At 50.3% G+C, this 17460-nt stretch carries 16 protein-coding genes and 2 pseudogenes; 7 read left to right on the forward strand and 11 right to left on the reverse strand.

All coding sequences use genetic code 11. The features are described from left to right. Together H6F76_RS30260 and H6F76_RS03680 are read left to right on the forward strand one after the other, a co-directional pair. Window positions 1-111 (forward strand): annotated as a pseudogene (locus H6F76_RS30260) (IS982 family transposase); the annotation flags it as partial. 138 nt (window positions 112-249) lie between these two features. Beyond that, window positions 250-1425, forward strand: a complete 1176-nt coding sequence (locus tag H6F76_RS03680; RefSeq protein ID WP_190506042.1) for a tetratricopeptide repeat protein — start codon at window positions 250-252, stop codon at window positions 1423-1425. 5 nt (window positions 1426-1430) lie between these two features. On the opposite strand, the gene prmC is transcribed toward H6F76_RS03680, so the two are convergent. The 3 genes from prmC to H6F76_RS03695 all read right to left on the reverse strand — a co-directional run bounded on the left by prmC (window position 1431) and on the right by H6F76_RS03695 (window position 6474). Next, complete coding sequence (prmC, locus tag H6F76_RS03685; protein WP_190506061.1) at window positions 1431-2312, reverse strand: peptide chain release factor N(5)-glutamine methyltransferase; 882 nt, start codon at window positions 2310-2312, stop codon at window positions 1431-1433. Window positions 2313-2464: 152 nt separating this feature from the next. Beyond that, on the reverse strand, window positions 2465-3265 hold the full coding sequence (locus tag H6F76_RS03690) for a Tic22 family protein (RefSeq protein WP_190448194.1): 801 nt from the start codon (window positions 3263-3265) through the stop codon (window positions 2465-2467). Between the two features lie 566 nt (window positions 3266-3831). Further along, entirely contained in the window at window positions 3832-6474 is a 2643-nt protein-coding gene (locus tag H6F76_RS03695) for an O-antigen ligase family protein (protein ID WP_190506043.1), read from the reverse strand. A gap of 108 nt (window positions 6475-6582) precedes the next feature. Between H6F76_RS03695 and H6F76_RS03700 the strand changes: the two genes are divergently transcribed. Beyond that, window positions 6583-7158, forward strand: coding sequence for a ferredoxin (locus H6F76_RS03700; RefSeq protein WP_347275974.1), 576 nt, complete (start codon window positions 6583-6585; stop codon window positions 7156-7158). A 518-nt stretch (window positions 7159-7676) separates the two neighbouring features. Further along, window positions 7677-8324, forward strand: coding sequence for a response regulator transcription factor (locus H6F76_RS03705; RefSeq protein ID WP_190448197.1), 648 nt, complete (start codon window positions 7677-7679; stop codon window positions 8322-8324). Between the two features lie 130 nt (window positions 8325-8454). On the opposite strand, the gene H6F76_RS03710 is transcribed toward H6F76_RS03705, so the two are convergent. From H6F76_RS03710 to cysT, 4 genes are all read right to left on the reverse strand, one after another. Beyond that, complete coding sequence (locus H6F76_RS03710; RefSeq protein ID WP_190506045.1) at window positions 8455-8853, reverse strand: hypothetical protein; 399 nt, start codon at window positions 8851-8853, stop codon at window positions 8455-8457. A gap of 414 nt (window positions 8854-9267) precedes the next feature. Continuing rightward, window positions 9268-9612, reverse strand: a complete 345-nt coding sequence (locus tag H6F76_RS03715) for an NIL domain-containing protein (protein ID WP_190448202.1) — start codon at window positions 9610-9612, stop codon at window positions 9268-9270. Beyond that, complete coding sequence (gene cysW, locus H6F76_RS03720) at window positions 9613-10491, reverse strand: sulfate ABC transporter permease subunit CysW (RefSeq protein WP_190506047.1); 879 nt, start codon at window positions 10489-10491, stop codon at window positions 9613-9615. Then, the gene (cysT, locus tag H6F76_RS03725) at window positions 10484-11335 is read right to left on the reverse strand and encodes a sulfate ABC transporter permease subunit CysT (protein WP_190448205.1); all 852 of its coding nucleotides are present in this window, start codon (window positions 11333-11335) and stop codon (window positions 10484-10486) included. The genes cysW and cysT overlap by 8 nt, the downstream gene beginning before the upstream one ends. Before the next feature lie 158 nt (window positions 11336-11493). Between cysT and H6F76_RS03730 the strand changes: the two genes are divergently transcribed. Together H6F76_RS03730 and H6F76_RS03735 are read left to right on the forward strand one after the other, a co-directional pair. Beyond that, on the forward strand, window positions 11494-11976 hold the full coding sequence (locus H6F76_RS03730) for a gluconokinase (protein WP_190506049.1): 483 nt from the start codon (window positions 11494-11496) through the stop codon (window positions 11974-11976). A 128-nt stretch (window positions 11977-12104) separates the two neighbouring features. Beyond that, the gene (locus H6F76_RS03735) at window positions 12105-12764 is read left to right on the forward strand and encodes a hypothetical protein (RefSeq protein WP_190506051.1); all 660 of its coding nucleotides are present in this window, start codon (window positions 12105-12107) and stop codon (window positions 12762-12764) included. Window positions 12765-12799: 35 nt separating this feature from the next. On the opposite strand, the gene H6F76_RS03740 is transcribed toward H6F76_RS03735, so the two are convergent. Continuing rightward, the gene (locus tag H6F76_RS03740) at window positions 12800-13279 is read right to left on the reverse strand and encodes a CYTH domain-containing protein (protein ID WP_190506053.1); all 480 of its coding nucleotides are present in this window, start codon (window positions 13277-13279) and stop codon (window positions 12800-12802) included. A 118-nt stretch (window positions 13280-13397) separates the two neighbouring features. Next, on the reverse strand, window positions 13398-14381 hold the full coding sequence (locus H6F76_RS03745; RefSeq protein ID WP_190506055.1) for a PfkB family carbohydrate kinase: 984 nt from the start codon (window positions 14379-14381) through the stop codon (window positions 13398-13400). Between the two features lie 272 nt (window positions 14382-14653). Between H6F76_RS03745 and H6F76_RS03750 the strand changes: the two genes are divergently transcribed. Beyond that, entirely contained in the window at window positions 14654-16495 is a 1842-nt protein-coding gene (locus H6F76_RS03750; RefSeq protein WP_190506057.1) for an aspartate kinase, read from the forward strand. Between the two features lie 69 nt (window positions 16496-16564). On the opposite strand, the gene H6F76_RS03755 is transcribed toward H6F76_RS03750, so the two are convergent. Continuing rightward, on the reverse strand, window positions 16565-17143 hold the full coding sequence (locus tag H6F76_RS03755) for a pentapeptide repeat-containing protein (protein ID WP_190506059.1): 579 nt from the start codon (window positions 17141-17143) through the stop codon (window positions 16565-16567). A gap of 206 nt (window positions 17144-17349) precedes the next feature. Next, a pseudogene (locus tag H6F76_RS30265) lies at window positions 17350-17460 on the reverse strand (IS982 family transposase); the annotation flags it as partial.

Genomic DNA, 17460 nt, shown 5'->3' on the forward strand with positions numbered 1-17460 from the left:
CGTTCTCCAGTCAATTGCTTTGTCAATATCTTGGGCGGATTGATTGCCTATTGCCATCAGCCAAAGAAGCCATCCATTGCCCTTGACCACAATTTGCTCCTTCCGGCTTAACCCGAACTGACGTTAACTATGTAGTAGTGCGAGTGCCAGTCATGCAGCAGCAAGATGGTACGACCGCTCGAGAATTAATGTTTCCTTTAGAAAAGGATTTAGTATCTAGAAAAGGATTTAGTATCCTTTACAAAGCTATTGCCAGAAACGCCAGCCTCTAGCCCAAAGCCATTGTCCCTGTCAGACACTCCTAACATGGGAACACCAGACGATTCGCGACCAAGAGAAGACCCATCGCTTCCGTCAGACGCTTCTAACGGAAGAACGCCCGATGATTCGCGAGCAAGAGAAGCAATCTTGCAACGGTTGTTCAACTTGACTGAACCAGAGCGATCGCCCGACTCAGAGCGATCGCCTCATCCAGAGCCTTTGTCAGGTGCAGAAACTGCCCCAGCCTTTCCCAGGTCTATGTCAGAAGTTCGGTCTGTGTCAGAAGCATCGGCTGTTGTTCCGTCTAAGGCTCAATCAAACATGGATAGAATTCGACGGTCTGCTTCCAACTATCAAGCGTTGATTATCCCAGCGATTTTGCTAGCAGCCATTGTTGGGTTACTAGCGGCAGTGTTGTCGTCTACCAATCGCTCCAATTGGTTCAAATTTGGGCAAACGCCTGCTGATCCTGCGGCGGCACAGCGCTTTAACAACGATGGTCTACGAAAAGCACAGGCAGGTTACAACAAGGAAGCGATCGAGGATTACAACCAGGCGATTGAGAAAAATTCCAATGATGCAACGGCTTACCTCAATCGTGGGGTGGCGCGACACAAGCTGGGCGATGCGGGTGCTGCCATTAGAGACTATGAGCAAGCACTGAAACTGGACCCCAATTCTGCTGTGTTGTATAGCAACTTGAGCTACGCCTATTATGATCGCCAGAATTACGATAAAGCGCTGGAAGCAGGGAATCAGGCTGTAGCGCTGGACGGTAACTTTGCTCAGGCACATATCAACCTGGCAAATGCACGTGCCAAAAAAGGAGACAATGACGCTGCATTGCAAGATTATGCCCAGGCGATCGCGCTGAGACCACAGGCTCTCATTCTGGCTGGTGCTTACAACAATCGAGGCAATGTGCAGTTTGCGCTCAACAGAACCCGTGAGGCGATTGGTGATTACAATCAAGCGATTCGGTTGAACTCAAACTATGCCGATGCCTACTACAATCTGGGGCTGGCACAGCAAGCGCTAAACGACCGCCGTGCCGCCATTCGCAGTTTGCAGACCGCTGCTAGTCTCTACCAGCAAGAGAATAAGGAATCGCTGCAAAGAGCAGCCACCGATCGCGCTAACGCCTTGCAGCGAGACAATTCCTAGCGCTCCTATGCTGCTGAGGCGCGATACGCCAGGGCAAAACGGTCAATGCCTGCTAGATCAGGATAAATCTGAATCTCGCAGTAGCTACCTTGCTGATGCAGCAGCTCGGCAACCGCGATCGCCTGTCCTGCCATCATTTCTACAAGCCAGATGCCACCCGGTTGTAAATAATCTGGTGCTGTGGCAATCAGGTGCCGCAGGCAGTCTAGCCCGTCCCTGCCGCCATCTAATGCCAGGTGAGGTTCGTGTTGGGCAACCTCTGGCTGCAAGGCTGGCACCATTGCACTGGGAATGTAGGGTGGATTGGCAACGATACCGCTTAACTTGCCTTTAAGTTGCTCTAACGGTTGCAGCCAGGAACCTTCATAAAACTGGATGCGGTCTGTCAGGTTGTACTGCTGAGCATTTGACTGGGCGATCGCCAATGCTGCCGCACTGCGATCGACGGCATGAATCACTGCTTCAGGAAACGCGGTTGCCAGTCCAAGGGCGATTGCCCCGCTACCTGTGCCTAAGTCTGCCCAATGCCCGTGGGAGAGTAAGGACGTTGGGCACTGAGAATTGGGCGGAGCCTTGATTGCCACGATCGCCAAATCAATTAAATATTCCGTCTCCGGACGGGGAATCAGCACTGCTGGCGAGACGTTAAGCAAAAACTGTCGCCAGGGAGCGATCCCAGTAAGGTATTGAATGGGAATACGATCGCTCAGCCGACGCTGCCAGAGAGCTGTCAATTCAGAGAGCGGTAGCTTGAGCCGCAGATCTGTTTTGTCCCTGAAGGTCTGTAGCTGAAGCGAGGGGCGGTCTAGTCCAGCCAAATCTTGCAAGAGCCAATCAACTTCCTCGATCGCAACATCGGCAGCGATCGCCTGCTGACGTGCCAGCATTCGCCATTCAGAGAGCGCTTGCCCAGACACAAGAAACTCTCGCCTCACTGGTTGAGACGAGAGTGCTTGAGATGAGAGTGGCTGAGACAAGACTTGCTCTGAGTCGTCTCTTTCTGGCTGTTTGCTATGGCTCACCCATGACTCTGCCTTGCCTACTTTTTCGGTGCAGGAGCGGGTGCAGCAGCAGGCTTATTCGCAGGCGCACCCCGTTGTGGTGTGATTGACTTCAAAAAGTCGATCGACTGCTGTGGTGGCACCAGCACAATCTGGTCTAGTTGAGGGTCATTCTTTGTCTGTAAGACCTCCATCAGTCCTTCCAGGTTAAGCACCTGAATATCAATGGTGGACGCTAGAGTAGGCTGCTGCTGCTTAAAGCGATCGAGCAAACCCTGCAATTCTTCCTTGTTAAAAAACATGGGAATAATTGGCTTGCCGTTCTGCTGAATCGTTAAGTAGCCCTTATCCTTGCCGCCACGAGCCACAAAAAGTGGAGTGCCGTTGAACTGCTGTGGTGTTTGCCCACCTTGCTGCTTCAACAGCGAAACGGCAGTGTCAACTTGCTGCTTCGAGGGTACATAGGCAAAGTCAAGCTGCTCTGGCTTGCCTTTGTTAGTCTGGTTGAGCTGATAAACTTCTGCCAGAGAGATAGGCACTACCTGTACATTCTTTGCTAGATCGGGTTTTTTGCTCTTTAGATTGTTCAAAAAATCCTGTGCATCTTTCTGGCTAATGAAGACACCTGCCACGGCTCGTCCTTTCTGACCACTAGGAGGAGATGCGACTAGGGGCGCACCCTGCGAGTCGGCAATTGTAAAGACAGGAACGGGGCGAAGCTTCTGGATAATTTGCTCTTGAGGAAGCGCAAGCACCTGCATGGTACCTGCCAAGAACGACCCAACAAGAGCGCTTCCAACTAGCCCAGCGGCTGCACTCCAACGAACCAATGATTTCATAAATTGCTCCTAGCACTAAAACGGCAAAGGGTTTACAGGGAACTGGATTGCGGGCTTAACCCAGGTGAATGAGGCGGCTAAACTCTATGACGCTTGTTTGCCTACCCATTCTGATGCATCCGCCGCGATTTGTAAAATTACGACAACGTGGAGTCATCGCAAAAAAGGGGGCATGGAAACGTACGCTAAATGTAGCCGATCGCAACTGTTATAAGACCATATTTGAACTCAAAGATAGACGTTGAACGCTGCTATCGTTTGATGCAAACATCTAATTCACCCATGAGATCGAGCCGTCACCTTAAACAGTCATTCGACTAACAGTGACCGTACTCTCACAGCATATTGGCGTTTTTTGTTGGCGCTAAATCCGGGCGATCGCATACAAATTTTTAGAAACAAAGTAGTATGCGTTTTGCCCCCGTTCCCGTCATCAGTGACCGTGCAGCGCCGTAAATAGTTCCGAGGACAGCTAGCAGCAGAAAGCAGAAAGCGTTGGTGCCTTGATTGAATATCTGCTGCTTGCAGAAGGCGTTATCTCTTTTGCTTTTTCTGTGATTCCTTACTCATTTCAAAACCTTTTGCACCAATGCATCACGACGGGGTTGCAAGGCAGTATCTAGTTCAGGCGCGTAGTCAAATGACGGGATCCAATCTTTGCAAAATTGGGCGATCGCCAGATTGTCGACAACGGTCAGAAAATCAACTGGAATCGAACCATCAATATGGCGGCTGAGTACGCTAAACCCTGCCCGTTCACGCCGATACGTTTGACTGGGCGCATTTTGTTTCAGCCATTGGTCAAAGGTCGATGAACGCGCCATTGTCGCCGTTAGTTCAGCTATGATTTTGGGCGGTGGATCAGTATGAGTGGCAACAATCCATGCCTGCTGGAGCAAGGTCTGCCGTTTTGCTGGGTCAAGCCATGCCGCGATCACCAGCGCTCCACTTCGGCTTGTCGCTGATCCAGTGCTACTGTCTGCCAGAAAGGACGGCGCGATAGTTTGTTTCTCAGCCAGGTCGAGGACAACACGACTCAGTGCCGTACCGTAGGTTGTCAAATCGGTACGCGCTCCAACAATGTTTCCCTGCCACCAGCGTAAGCCGCCCCGGAGCTGGTGTAACTGCGCTGCTAGTGCAGGGCTAGGAGACGCTTCGAGCAGTGTGGTCAAGGTACTCTCAACGCGACGGACAACTGGCTCGTACAAAGACTGTAGCCCTGGTAGTTTCCAGATCGGGCTAGTCAGCAAAATGGGATCGCGCACAGCTTCTAGGGTAATAGCGTCGATCGCCAGCTCTGCCTCTTTCTGTGCCAGCAAGCTCAGTCCTAACCCGTAAAAAACGCCCCGTTTGGCTGGAATCAACTGCGCCGATCGGGCAAAGGCTCGGCTAGCTGCTTTTGGCTCCCGGTTTAGCAACAGCCATGCCAGGTTGGTTGTGCCAAATTCCTGGTTTGGCGCGCTTTGATTGCCCAGCTTCAGCCACTTAATACCGTCCTGGATCAGTGCTTGCTGCTGCGGTGGGTTACTAGCTTGCAGCCCCAGGTTGCCTAGATTCCAACCTAGTTCGTAGGCATAGTACGGTTCCCAGCTTGCTAGCTGGTGTGACTGATTTAAGCGATCGACAAAGGTGGCAACATCATTTCGACTGAGTGCAGCAAACCCCTGGCTGGACAGCAACCAAGCGCGATGGACAGGTATTAACCAGATGATCGCTGCCAGAAGAATGCCAACCCCCATGAGGGGAAGAAACGGCACCGGATGCAGACGTAGCGGCGTAAGGGGATTGGATGTAGCGGCGGTTAGCTCAATAAGCTGGCGATCGTCGGCTGCTCTCAACCCACTATCAGGGCGATCGCGAAATTCTGCTGTCAAGACGGCTAAAAATACTACAAGCGTTCCGCTGATGCAAATGTTGTCAAGCTGGTAATCCGTTAAGCTAACAATGCCATAGCCCAGCAGACTACTAAAAAGGCAGCCAATGAGTATTGATGGCGTTTGCGCTGCTGTGCCGGTGGGTAAGACAATTGTACGCAACCATCCGATGGCACACCAAGCCAACAACGCGATCGTACCGACACCAACTACCACCGCCCATAGTCCCAATTCTGCCCACAGGTGCACCGGAGTACTGTGTAGTTGATACGCCCATTCTGCCTGCTGCCCTGCCCACCCCGGACGATGTAGTTGAAACAGCAGCGGCACTCCTCCGGGGCCCACCCCTGTAAAGGGTCGGCTCCAGCCCATTGACCAGCCTGTTGCAACCATAATGAGCCGATACGCGAGTTCACCGCCCGCTTGCCCACTCAAAACACCCGCAAATAGCAGCCGTAAGCGGTTGTTGGTTAGTGCCAGAAGCGCCAGTAATACCATACTTGCAAGTCCGATCGCGCTCAGCCAACGGCGAGGCAACCGCTTACGCCACAGCAAAGCCCCAAAGGTCACAATGACCATCGCCAATAGCCCTAGCCAGCCACCTCGCGAACTGGTGGTATAGAGGTCAAGCAAGCCCAGCCCAAACCCAACTAGCCACAGCGATCGCCGCCATCCAGCCTGCACTATGCCTAAGGCCAACAGCAACGGCAACGCCAGCACCAGGTAACCTGCCACATAATTTTGGTGCCCGACAGGTGCCCAGTTGCGTAGCTCCACGATCGCAAAATCAAAGGGCAGCCGCACGCCATATGCCTGCCATGCTTGCAAGTGTGCCAGTTCTGGTAACAGCGTTGTGTTGACCCAAAGCGCCAAACTAACGACGATAAACGCCAGGCTCAAGTACCCCTGTGCAACCAGTAAGCGCGATCGGCGCTCTGGCACACTTAACCAGGTACTCAGCGCATACAGCGCCGCAAGAAAGCAAAATACTGCCCAACTATACCAGCGCGCTTGCATCGGAAAGGGTGCCAACCCTGCTGAAATGATCAAGCCTACAAGCAGCAGCCCTACCACCCAATCAAAACCAGCACCTAACCAGCGCAGTCGTTTTTGCCACAGTAGCCCTAGTAGCCAGAGCACTGGACACAGCAGCCCTACCTGCCAGATAAACACCCACGGCCAGGCGACCATGAGGCTATTGCTGTTGGGCAGCAGTGTGAAAAGGCTGTAAAAAGCGGCTGTCAATAAACCTAGCAGGTTTCCTTGAGCCGTCTTATTAGCACTGGTGCCTGGAGATTCCTTTGAAGGTTGTGCTGGAAAATCAGAGTGGGTCATCTAAGCGTTAGAGTCGATTGGGCTTTAGATTAGATTGGAAGCCTAACACCACAATATTGCCCTCTAATACGTCCGGCTTACCGTTTTGCCAAAATTGCCCTGCCGTCCATGAATGCTCAATCTCCACTTTCGCCATCAGAGACTGACTCAACGACTACTACCGCCACTACCGCCGATACTTTAGCGGCTTGTGTGCAAGCCTTAGGGCTACCTCGCATTCAACGCCACGTTTTTCTTTGCGCTGACCAGACAAAGCCAAAATGCTGCGCCAAAGATGTTGGTATCGAGGCTTGGGACTACCTCAAAAACCGTTTAAAAGCCTTAAACCTCGATCAACCGACTGAAGGTGTGCCCGAGTGTATTTTTCGGACAAAAGCAAACTGTCTGCGTGTTTGTGTGCAAGGTCCCATTCTGGTGGTGTATCCCGACGGAGTCTGGTATCACAGCGCTACACCACCCGTCATTGAACGCATCATCCAGGAACATTTGCTGGGCAATCAGATTGTGCAAGATTATGCCTTTCTGGTGCATCCGTTGCCTAAAGTGCGCTCACCAATTCCTGGCTCGTCGAACGTTCCCTCTCCAGAGGTTAACGATCGAGACATTAACGATTTAGACGTTTGCTCAATAGAACATCCGTCAGAAAAACAAGCAGAGGCGAGCAAGCTGCAAAGTGACCCGTGAATCGCAAACAAATAGTGTGTGCATGAGAACCCTATTAACCTGAAGCGCTTCAAGTAAACTGAGGGTCATACGATCGTTCTGTCTCCAGCACTCCCAACTGACTCAAGAACTTTACCTTTGTAACCTAAGCATCGGTCATAATTAGAGTTAGCAGAGGCTTAACCGCGATCGTCCCGGTAAGATTACCCCGGTGCTACAACGTTTACTGTAGTCTCCGGCTCTCATTATGATGAAAGGCTTTCTTTTCAGTGAGGCTATATAATGACACAGGGAAAGATTGGTTTAGAAGACCGTCTGTTCCCAAATCCGTTCAGTATTTAGATTTATTGAGATTTCAGTGAATTCTCTAATGCTGTTTACAATAATGTTTTCTAAAGGAAAGGCTGGAAAACATGGTGGTTTGTTAAGCATTCATCATTGTTTCAACATTTTGTAGCATGTTCAGGGAATCTGTCTGTATAGTCTGTAAAGCTTGTCAATAGCAACGATAGTGACCCAGGAATAGTGAGTAGCACAGCATGAAGGAAACCAGCGTGGGCAATCATAGGCGACTGCTGCTGATTGACGATGACCCTAATCTAATCCTGCTCGTCAAGGACTACCTGGAGTTTCGGGGCTATGAAGTCGTCACTGCCGAGAATGGGCGTGAAGCGCTAGAAGTACTAGAGCGCGAAATCCCAGACATGATCATCTGCGACGTGATGATGCCTGAGATGGATGGTTATTCACTCGTCAAACACGTTCGAGAAGATCCCCGTACCAGTTGGGTTCCCGTGCTGTTTCTGTCTGCAAAAGGTCAGAGCCAGGATCGGGTCAAAGGGCTTAATACGGGAGCAGATGTTTACATGGTCAAACCGTTTGAACCTGAAGAACTGGTTGCCCAGGTGGAATCGTCTCTCAAGCAGGCTGCACGCATTGCCGATCGCCCCGGTAAAGGGAACGATAGCGGACCAAAAATTCAGGTGCCATTTGATGTTGAGCTGACTCCTACAGAACTTCGGGTAGTGCAGTTTGTGGCACGAGGGATGGCAAATCGTGAAATTGCTGATGAGCTAAACGTTAGCCAGCGCACAATTGAAAGCCACGTCAGCAATATGCTTGGTAAAACAGGATTGCACAACCGTACTGAACTGGCTCGTTGGGCGATCGAAAACAGCATGGCATAACCCATGAAGGGATGGATACGAATGAAAAAGGGGCGCCTAGGCGCCCCTTTTTCATTAAAATGTCACCGCAACGTGAACGCTAGGTTCTGAACCGATGAAGATCACAATTTTCAGTGAACGCTTGCCCCTACTAGACTGAGGTAGTGAAGGATAAATCAGCGGATTGCATCCGAAAGCGGTAATCAGCGACCTGCTGGTAGCAAGGATGCAAGAGCGCTAACCAACCGTTGGATGCGTGCGTGTCATAGTCAATCTCATCTATCTGATAACGAATGATGTCAGAGCCACTTTGTACCACCATATAGTCGCCCTGTTGGATCATGCCTCCACGACCGCGCAGGTAACATTGCTTACTACCGTCGAGTGATTCAAACGTAAAATCACGCTCCCATTCTTGCCGCGTGTAATGATGAACAACCCGAACAGTCGTGTTTTGAAAGGCTTGTGCTTTCTTTAGCAGCGCCATTAATGTTTTAAGCCGCTTCATTTGACTAGCATTCGCTTGTGTCGTGTCAAGTGTAAGCTTCATTGTGCTGCGCATACCTCGATTGTCGTGCTAAGTAGATAACCCATTCTGATACCAGTTGCAGAAAGCTGGGGGAGACATCAAAGGCTGTTAAGGCGAACGATCGTTGCCCTCAGCAATTGAATCCACTAAGATGTTGAATCCAACTAGTGTAAAATGCTACCAACGCCTTAATAGAAGCATCAAGCTTCAATGTCTTTTGTTATTAAAGTGTAAAACTAAGCACTCCTGCATCTCAGTATTGGACATTCTTTAAACTGTCCTACGGCTTGACAGGTTGCAGCCGTAACAGAGTGTAAGCCGTACAGAAACTGCTTAGGCTTTTTGCTACTGAGCACATCAACTTAGAAGTAATGAGTGCTCTGGAAGTACTAAGCTGATCATTCAACCTCTGCTGAGCTTGCAACCTTAAACCAACTACCAACCGTCGCTTTGGTCTTCGGTGTCGTCGTGCCACGTTTCTAAGTCAAGCTCGTTGAAGTAGAGAAGGGCACTGCGAATTTGCTGATTTGTACCATGAAGATCTAGATCAAACCAACCATCATCTCTGGCATTTGCTCCTAGCAGTGCTGCCGTAATATTGACGGTCAGCCCATAGTGAGAGATCAACCGCGAAATAACAGGCTCATCATGATAGTTTTTGGGAATCCGAAGTCGAATGCGGGTATGCGTTGGACGAGGGTCATCCTCGTCACCACCAACTGAGGCAACAGTCTGTTGTGGTGTTGCCAGTGACTCTTCAGAGAGACTGCCGTTAGCCATTTAAGCCTCCTTATCGACGTCTTCAATGCGCGTTTTGCGTTCCAAAATTTCTTTTAAGACGAGGGTAACAACCGCTAACAATGCTAGTAAAACAGCCGCAGAATAAGAGGATTCGGTCTGGTATTGCTTGTATGCCTCTTCTACAAACAACGGTAAGGTTTGGGTCTTGCTACCAATGTTGCCAGAGACAACCGAGACGGCACCAAATTCGCCCATTGCTCTAGCGTTAGTGAGCAGTACGCCGTATAGTAAGCCCCAGCGAATGCTTGGTAGAATGACACGCCAAAAAATCTGCCAGTTATTAGCACCGAGAGTCTTAGCTGCTTCTTCCTGATCACTCCCGAGTTCTTCAAGTACTGGAATGACTTCACGTGCCACAAAGGGCAAGGTGACGAATGCAGTAGCAAGGATCATGCCCGGTAGTGCGAAGATGATCCTAATGTTATTGGCTTCCAACAAGGGACCGAACCAACCATTGCGCCCATAAAGCAGCACGATCATCAACCCAGCGACCACTGGAGAAACAGAGAAGGGCACGTCGAGAATGCTGATAACAAGGGCACGACCCGGAAAACGCTTGCGGGCAATGACCCAAGCAACACATAGCCCAAAGACTGTGTTAACTGGCACTGCGATCGCGGCAATGATAAATGTCAGCTTGACTGCATTCAAAAATGTTGGCTCAGTCAGATTCTTAAGGAAGGGTCCAACACCTCTGCTGAAGGCTTGCACAAACACATTCAGCGCAGGAATGAAAAGAATGAGAGCGAGGTACAGTACCACGACTGTAATTAACCCAATTTTCGTCCAGTCACGCTTCTTGATCTCAACTGGCGTCGATGTCGACGTAGCTCCTAGTGATGGTCCAAGACTAGCCATATCTACGCCCCCATGCTTGCAGAAGATTAATTAGAACGAGCAATAACAGTGAAAGGCTTAACAGCACAGCGCCAATGACGGTAGCACCCGAATAGTCATACTGCTCTAGTCGCTGAAAGATTAACACAGGCGCGATCAAGTCTTTATAGGGTGTGTTGGATGAGACGACCACAACTGAGCCATACTCCCCAACCGCGCGCGAAAAGCCGAGTGCGATCCCAGTTAGCGTTGCAGGCAGGATGCTTGGCAGGATGACTCGCCAAAAGGTTTGAAATTTACTCGCCCCTAAACACCAGGCAGCTTCTTCAACTTCTTTCTCTAAATCGGTGAGGACTGGCTGCACCGTCCGTACAACGAAGGGCAGGGAAATGAGCAACATGGCAAGCGCTACGCCCCATTGGGTAAAGGCTAGTTTGATGCCTAATGGTGCGAACAAGGAACCAATCCAGCCGTTTTCGCTGTATACCGTTGCTAAGGTTACACCTGCTACTGATGTGGGCAGGGCAAACGGTAGGTCAACTGCCGCATCAATAATGCGCTTGAAGGGAAACTGATAGCGCACTAGCACCCAGGCGATCAGCAGCCCAAAGACTCCATTGATGAACGCTGTGATCAACGCAATGCCAAAAGTTACCCTATAAGCATCCAGGGCGATATCACTGGTGGCAATGTTCCAAAAGCGTTCTGGTCCTTCAGTGCCCGCCTTGATAAAAAGGGCGATCGTTGGCAGAAACAGCATGAAGAAAAGATAGGCTGTTGGCAGAATCCAGATCCAAGGAAGCCGTCCAACTATGCCGAGCCACTTGCGCCAGTTTGGAGTGTGATACGAAGACGTTGCAGTCATGAGGGGTAAGCAGCAGCCGTGCAGCTAAAATTTAGATAGGTGTAAACGAGATTTGCAAAGACTACCATAGTCACAGTCGCAAATCTACACTAAGTAACTAGGAATACCGTTCTTATCATACATGGAATAATGGTTCTTGGTGTAATACTGCTCCAGCAATGATTATTCTGGTGATGGGCGTGTCTGGTTCTGGTAAAACGACGATCGGTGCATTGCTAGCCGCTACTTTGCACTGGCAGTTCCAAGATGCTGACAGTTTTCATCCAGCCGCTAATGTTGCAAAGATGCGTCGTGGTATGCCGTTAAGCGATACCGATCGACTGCCGTGGTTGTTGGCAATGCAGCAGGCGATCGCCGACTGGCAGCAAGCAGGCATCCACACCATTCTTGCGTGTTCGGCGCTTAAGGCTGAATATCGCCAACGTCTTTGTCAGGCAGCACCAATGAAGCAGGTCTACCTCAAAGGTTCCTTTGCACTGGTGCAACAGCGCTTGCAGCAGCGGCAGGGGCATTATATGAAAGCAGACCTACTGCAAAGTCAGTTCGATACGCTGGAAGAACCCGACGATGCACTAGTGATTGACATTGACCAATCTCCAGAGGCAATCGTGGCAGAAATTAGAAAGACACTAAACATTTGAAAGCGGTAGATAGCAGAAATAATTGGCTGGTTTCGTTATGGCTGAGGTGGTAGCTTGAGTTTTACCTTTTTGAGTTCAAAGCTACATAAAACTGCGTAACTTTGGTGTTGATTGAGAGTAACCTTGCGATGCCTTCCCTATCCTTTTTTGCAGACGAACAAGATGCGAAAGCTCTGCTCAACTGGTTGAACGCGGAAGATGAGATTGCCTTTATCGTCTCAGATCAAACACAAGCTAGTTGCCAGCATCGATGGAAAGCTGTGCATACAATTGAGCGATTTATAGAAGAGAAATATAGTCTCTGGCACGTACCTACTGGATCATTACCCTTACTAACTAAGACAGGACTAGATCAAATTTTCTCTGATCCCTGGAAAGGTTGGATTGAGGAATGTCCTGGTCCTGATTCTCGATCGCCCTATTTTGGTCCAGGGCATCCAGCAGAAATTCGTCTTGAATTGTGGCTTCGCCATCGCCCTTACTCCGAAGTTGAACGCAATTCACTTCCAATCCTTGACTCTCGTTATTTAGGCAATACAGATCTTTTGTCTGTGTCTGACTTTCAGTGGATTGGTAATCGTTACAAAACATCACCTCCACAAACTTGGCGATGGTGGCAACGCTTAAAAAGGTGGATGGCAAAAAATACTACTAGACTGGTTGAGGGAAAAGATAGTTTTTGGGCTTTCCCGTCTGCTTTCAGTAAGTTAAGCAGTGGAATGGCGTATGAAGCTAGAGGGTGGAATTTAGATAATGCAATTCGGAATGCAGAAAATAGAAGTGATTAATGACTTGAACTTAAACTTAAAACTTTTTCACTAACTCATATCTCATGTTTCTCCCATTGGTTAAACGGGTGCTTCGCTAGATTGGCGTTGAAGTAGCGGGGATCGTCGGAGACTTCGCAATCGATCCAATCCGGTAGCGCAATCGTCTGCTTTGCGTCCGTCAGTTCTACCTCTGCAATAATCAGCCCTTGATTGTCGCCTTCGAATTCATCCACTTCCCAAAGCAAGCCTGCATACTCGATTTTGTACCGTTGCTTTTGAATTAACGGTGGATCGCACAACGTCTTGAGTAGTTCCAGTGCATCGTCTAATGGGATCGGATACTCAAACTCTGCACGTGAGATGCCGATTGTTGCCCCTTTGATCGTTAAGTAACCTTGCTCTCCGACGACTCGTACCCGCACCGTACGTTCTGCAGTTGAGGCAATATAGCCCTGACGGTAGGCAACGCCTGTTGCAAGCGATCGCCATGCGTCGCCCTTAACGAGAAATTTGCGCTCAATTTCGGCTGGCATAGAAGGTGAGGGGGAGAGGAGTGAGGGGAGAGGGGTAGGGGAGTGAAGAGAGAGTTTTGAGTTGATTCTGACTTCTGACTCTTCTCTTTGCTAACAACGAACAACCAACGACTATTGCCTACCCCGGTTGCTGTTGTAGATAGAGAAACGCTTCGATTTCAGCGGCGGTGGGTTGAGCAGCGATCGCGCCCGGTCGGGTAGTCGTTAGGGCACCCATCGCGCTGGCATAGCTGACAATGCGTTTCACCACAGTGGGATCAGCTAGGGTTTGAAGATCGTGCTGACAGAGTTGATGTAATAGCCCTGCAACAAAGCTATCACCCGCGCCAGTCGTATCTTCTACTTCAATGTCAAAGGCAGGGATTCTACCCTCGTTGCCACCTAAACAGTAAGCACAGCCCTTTTCGCCTGCGGTTACCAGAACGCCTTCAACACTGCCAAGACGATGAGCAATCACACCGGGATCATCTGTTTCGTAAAGCCAGAGCGCTTCTTCTTCAGAAAGCTTGAGAAAGTCGGCTTGGCGGATTAGCTCATGAATAAGCGGCAGAGCTGTGGCTTCATCGCTCCAGAAGACGGGTCGCCAGTTGACATCTACCAAAATTTTGACAAAGTGCTGGTTGGCAAATTGTAAGGCACGCTCGATCGCCGCTCGACTGTCAGGATAGGCTAGCTCTAACGTGCCTAAGACGAAGAAATCTGCTGTTTCAAACTGAGCAATCGGTAGCTGGTCAGCTTGAAGATGGGTATCGGCAAACGCGGCTGTATCATACTTGCCAAAGCCTGCAAACGTCCGATCACCTGTGAGCGATCGCACCACATAGACAGTGCGAGTAGGTGCCGTGGGATGCCGCTGGATGCCAGTGCTATCGACACCGATCGTTTGCATCAGTTCCACCAACGCGGTGCCCAAGTCATCTTGCCCAACACAGCCGATGAACCCAGTGGGTGTACCCAGCTTCGCCAGACCGCAAGCAACGTTAGCTGGTGCGCCACCAGGATAGGGCGTCCATGATTCCACTGCTTCTAGGGGCAGTCCTGGCTGGTCTGCTAAAAAGTCGTACAACACCTCACCGAGGCAAAGCACACGTGGTTGGTTCACAATGGCATTCCTTCTACAGACCTAATAGCAGCGTATCAGGCAGAAGGTAAAAGGTAAAAGGCAAAGGGCAGAAGGCAAAGGGCAGAAGACAAAGGGCAGAAGACAAAGGGCAGAGGGCTAAAGGCTAATTTTTTATACTTCATCCTTTATCCCTTAGCCTTTCCGCCTCACTCCTCGCGCCTCACCTATATACTCTGATCAGGCTCTCATTGCTGGCGCGATCGATGTAAGGGCTGTGGGACTCTCCTCTCGCGGCAAGGTGGAATCAGGTTATGGCACTAATTGTTCAGAAGTATGGTGGTACGTCGGTTGGGTCTGTTGAGCGTATTCAGGCAGTGGCTCAGCGGGTTGTGCAGTCGGTCAAGGCAGGAAATTCGTTGGTGGTGGTTGTCTCAGCGATGGGCAAGACAACAGATAACTTGGTGAAGCTTGCCAACGAGATTGCCCCCAACCCTAGTCGGCGAGAAATGGATATGCTGCTATCGACTGGCGAACAGGTGTCGATCGCCCTTCTTAGCATGGCGTTGCAAGCACTGGGACAGCCTGCAATTTCGCTGACTGGCGCACAAGTTGGCATTGTTACCGAAGCAGAACATAGCCGTGCCCGCATTTTGCAAATTAAGACCGAGCGGCTAGAACGCCATCTTAAAGAAGGCAAAGTTGTCGTTGTTGCAGGCTTTCAAGGCGTTTCTGATAGCGACGATTTGGAAATCACAACGCTGGGACGAGGCGGCTCCGATACGTCTGCGGTGGCATTGGCAGCAGCTTTGCACGCGAGTTTCTGCGAAATTTATACTGATGTGCCAGGTATCTTGACCACCGATCCGCGTCTGGTGCCCGATGCCCAACTGATGGCACAGATCACGTGCGACGAAATGCTAGAGCTGGCTAGCCTGGGCGCAAAGGTGCTACACCCGCGCGCCGTCGAAATTGCCCGTAACTATGGCATGCCACTTGTTGTGCGATCGAGCTGGACGGCAGAACCGGGCACCTGGGTTGTGTCTCCGCTCCCGCAGGCGCGATCGCTAGAAGGGTTAGAACTGGTGCATCCCGTTGATGGTGTCGAGTTTGATACCGATCAAGCAAAGGTGTCGCTGTTGCGCGTGCCCGATCGTCCTGGTGTTGCTGCCCGTCTCTTTGGCAACATTGCTGCCCAAAACCTGGATGTTGATTTGATCATCCAATCCATTCACGAAAGCAACACCAACGACATTGCCTTTACAGTGACCAAAAGCTCTCTGAAACAAGCGGAAGCGGTTGCCAATGCTATTCTGCCTGCTTTGAGTGCAGGTGTGACGCACCCAGATGGTGATGCCGAAGTGCTGGTCGAACAACAGATTGCTAAAGTATCGATCGCGGGCGCAGGCATGATTGGTCGTCCTGGTGTAGCGGCACAAATGTTTGCCACTCTCGCAAGTGCAGGTGTAAACATCCGCATGATTTCAACTTCTGAAGTGAAGGTCAGTTGCGTTGTGGATGAAGCGGACTGTGATAGGGCGATCGCGGCACTTTGTGAGGCATTTAGCGTGAGCCAATCATCTGTTAGCAGTCAGCAGTCAGCTATCAGCTATCAGCCTGTAGAAGAGTGCACTACCGTCACCGCCACTCCCCCAGTTCGCGGCGTTGCTCTTGACCTTGACCAAGCACGTTTGGCGATTCGTCATATTCCCGATCGTCCAGGCATGGCAGCCGAACTGTTTCAGCTTTTGGCACAGCAAAACGTCAGTGTCGATATGATTATTCAATCGCAGCGCTGTCGAGTCATCAATGGCATCACGACTCGTGATATTGCTTTCACGGTTAGCAAGTTAGACGCAGAGACTGCGTGTACCGTATTGGAGAAAGCGGCTTCTCAATTGGGCTGCGGTGAAATTGTGGTCGATCGTGAAATTGCTAAGGTCAGCGTCGTCGGTTCTGGTATGGTGCATCATCCTGGGACAGCCGCCCGGATGTTTGAAGCGTTAGCCCAGCACCAGATTAATATTCAAATGATTGCCACGTCTGAAATTAAGATTAGCTGTGTTGTGGCGAAAGAAGATGGCGTGACAGCGTTACGGCTAGTTCATGCTGCCTTTGGGCTTTCCAGTAACCAGCCCATCAAGGCTTTAGCTTAGGAGCATGGCTAAAATCGCACTGACAGTATTTATCTCAACGTGCCACAGCATAGGCTCAACGCGCCGAAATTACCTTGATAACGGTCTTTGCGCTGGCTGTTGTAATGTACTTGCGTTACCACCAACTTTAAATTCCTGACCATCGGGCATCCTGGCACCGTCAAATTTTGCATCTGTCAACGTTGCTCCTGCCATTCTTGCCCGCAGCAAGTTTGCCTTTTGCAAATTTGCGCCTTCTAAAATCGCACCACGCAGATTAGCTCCTTCTAGGTTAGCGTTGCTCAGATCGGCTCCTGTCAAATCGGCTCCTGCCAAATCAGCGCTGTACAAACTTGCCTTAGCAAGCTTTGCTCCCCTTAAATCAGCCCCGTTCAGCTTCACCAATGCCAGATTTGCTTGCTCCAGGTTGGCGTTGGTCAATGTGGCGAAGCCTAAATTAGAACCCTGGAAAGCGGCTTCTGTAAGATTGGCATTACTAAGATCTGCGCCCTGCAAGTCGTAGCTATACAGATTGGCACCTGCTAAATCACAGCCTACGCAGGCTCGATCGTTAATTAGTTTAGCCATGTCATCAGGTTTGGCGGCTGAAGACGTAGTAACACCGAAGACGGCAAGAGAGGCAAAAAAAACTGAAGGAATTGCTTTCATTGCAAACTGTTGAATGGGTGGGAGTCGACTACAACTGATCGCAGGCGGTGTCGTTACTCTTCCAGTAAACCGCGATCGCACCCCTTCGCGCTGTTGTGTGCTGAATTTTTTGTCTGCTCCCTACATGATCAGCATCGTTGCATTGCTTATTAACCACTGAGTGACATTCACCCTGATGGATTGTAGCTAGCTAACGTCAGTTCGGGTTAAGCCGGAAGGAGCAAATTGTGGTCAAGGGCAATGGATGGCTTCTTTGGCTGATGGCAATAGGCAATCAATCCGCCCAAGATATTGACAAAGCAATTGACTGGAGAACG

Source organism: Leptolyngbya sp. FACHB-321 (assembly GCF_014695975.1).
GTDB lineage: Bacteria > Cyanobacteriota > Cyanobacteriia > Leptolyngbyales > Leptolyngbyaceae > Stenomitos.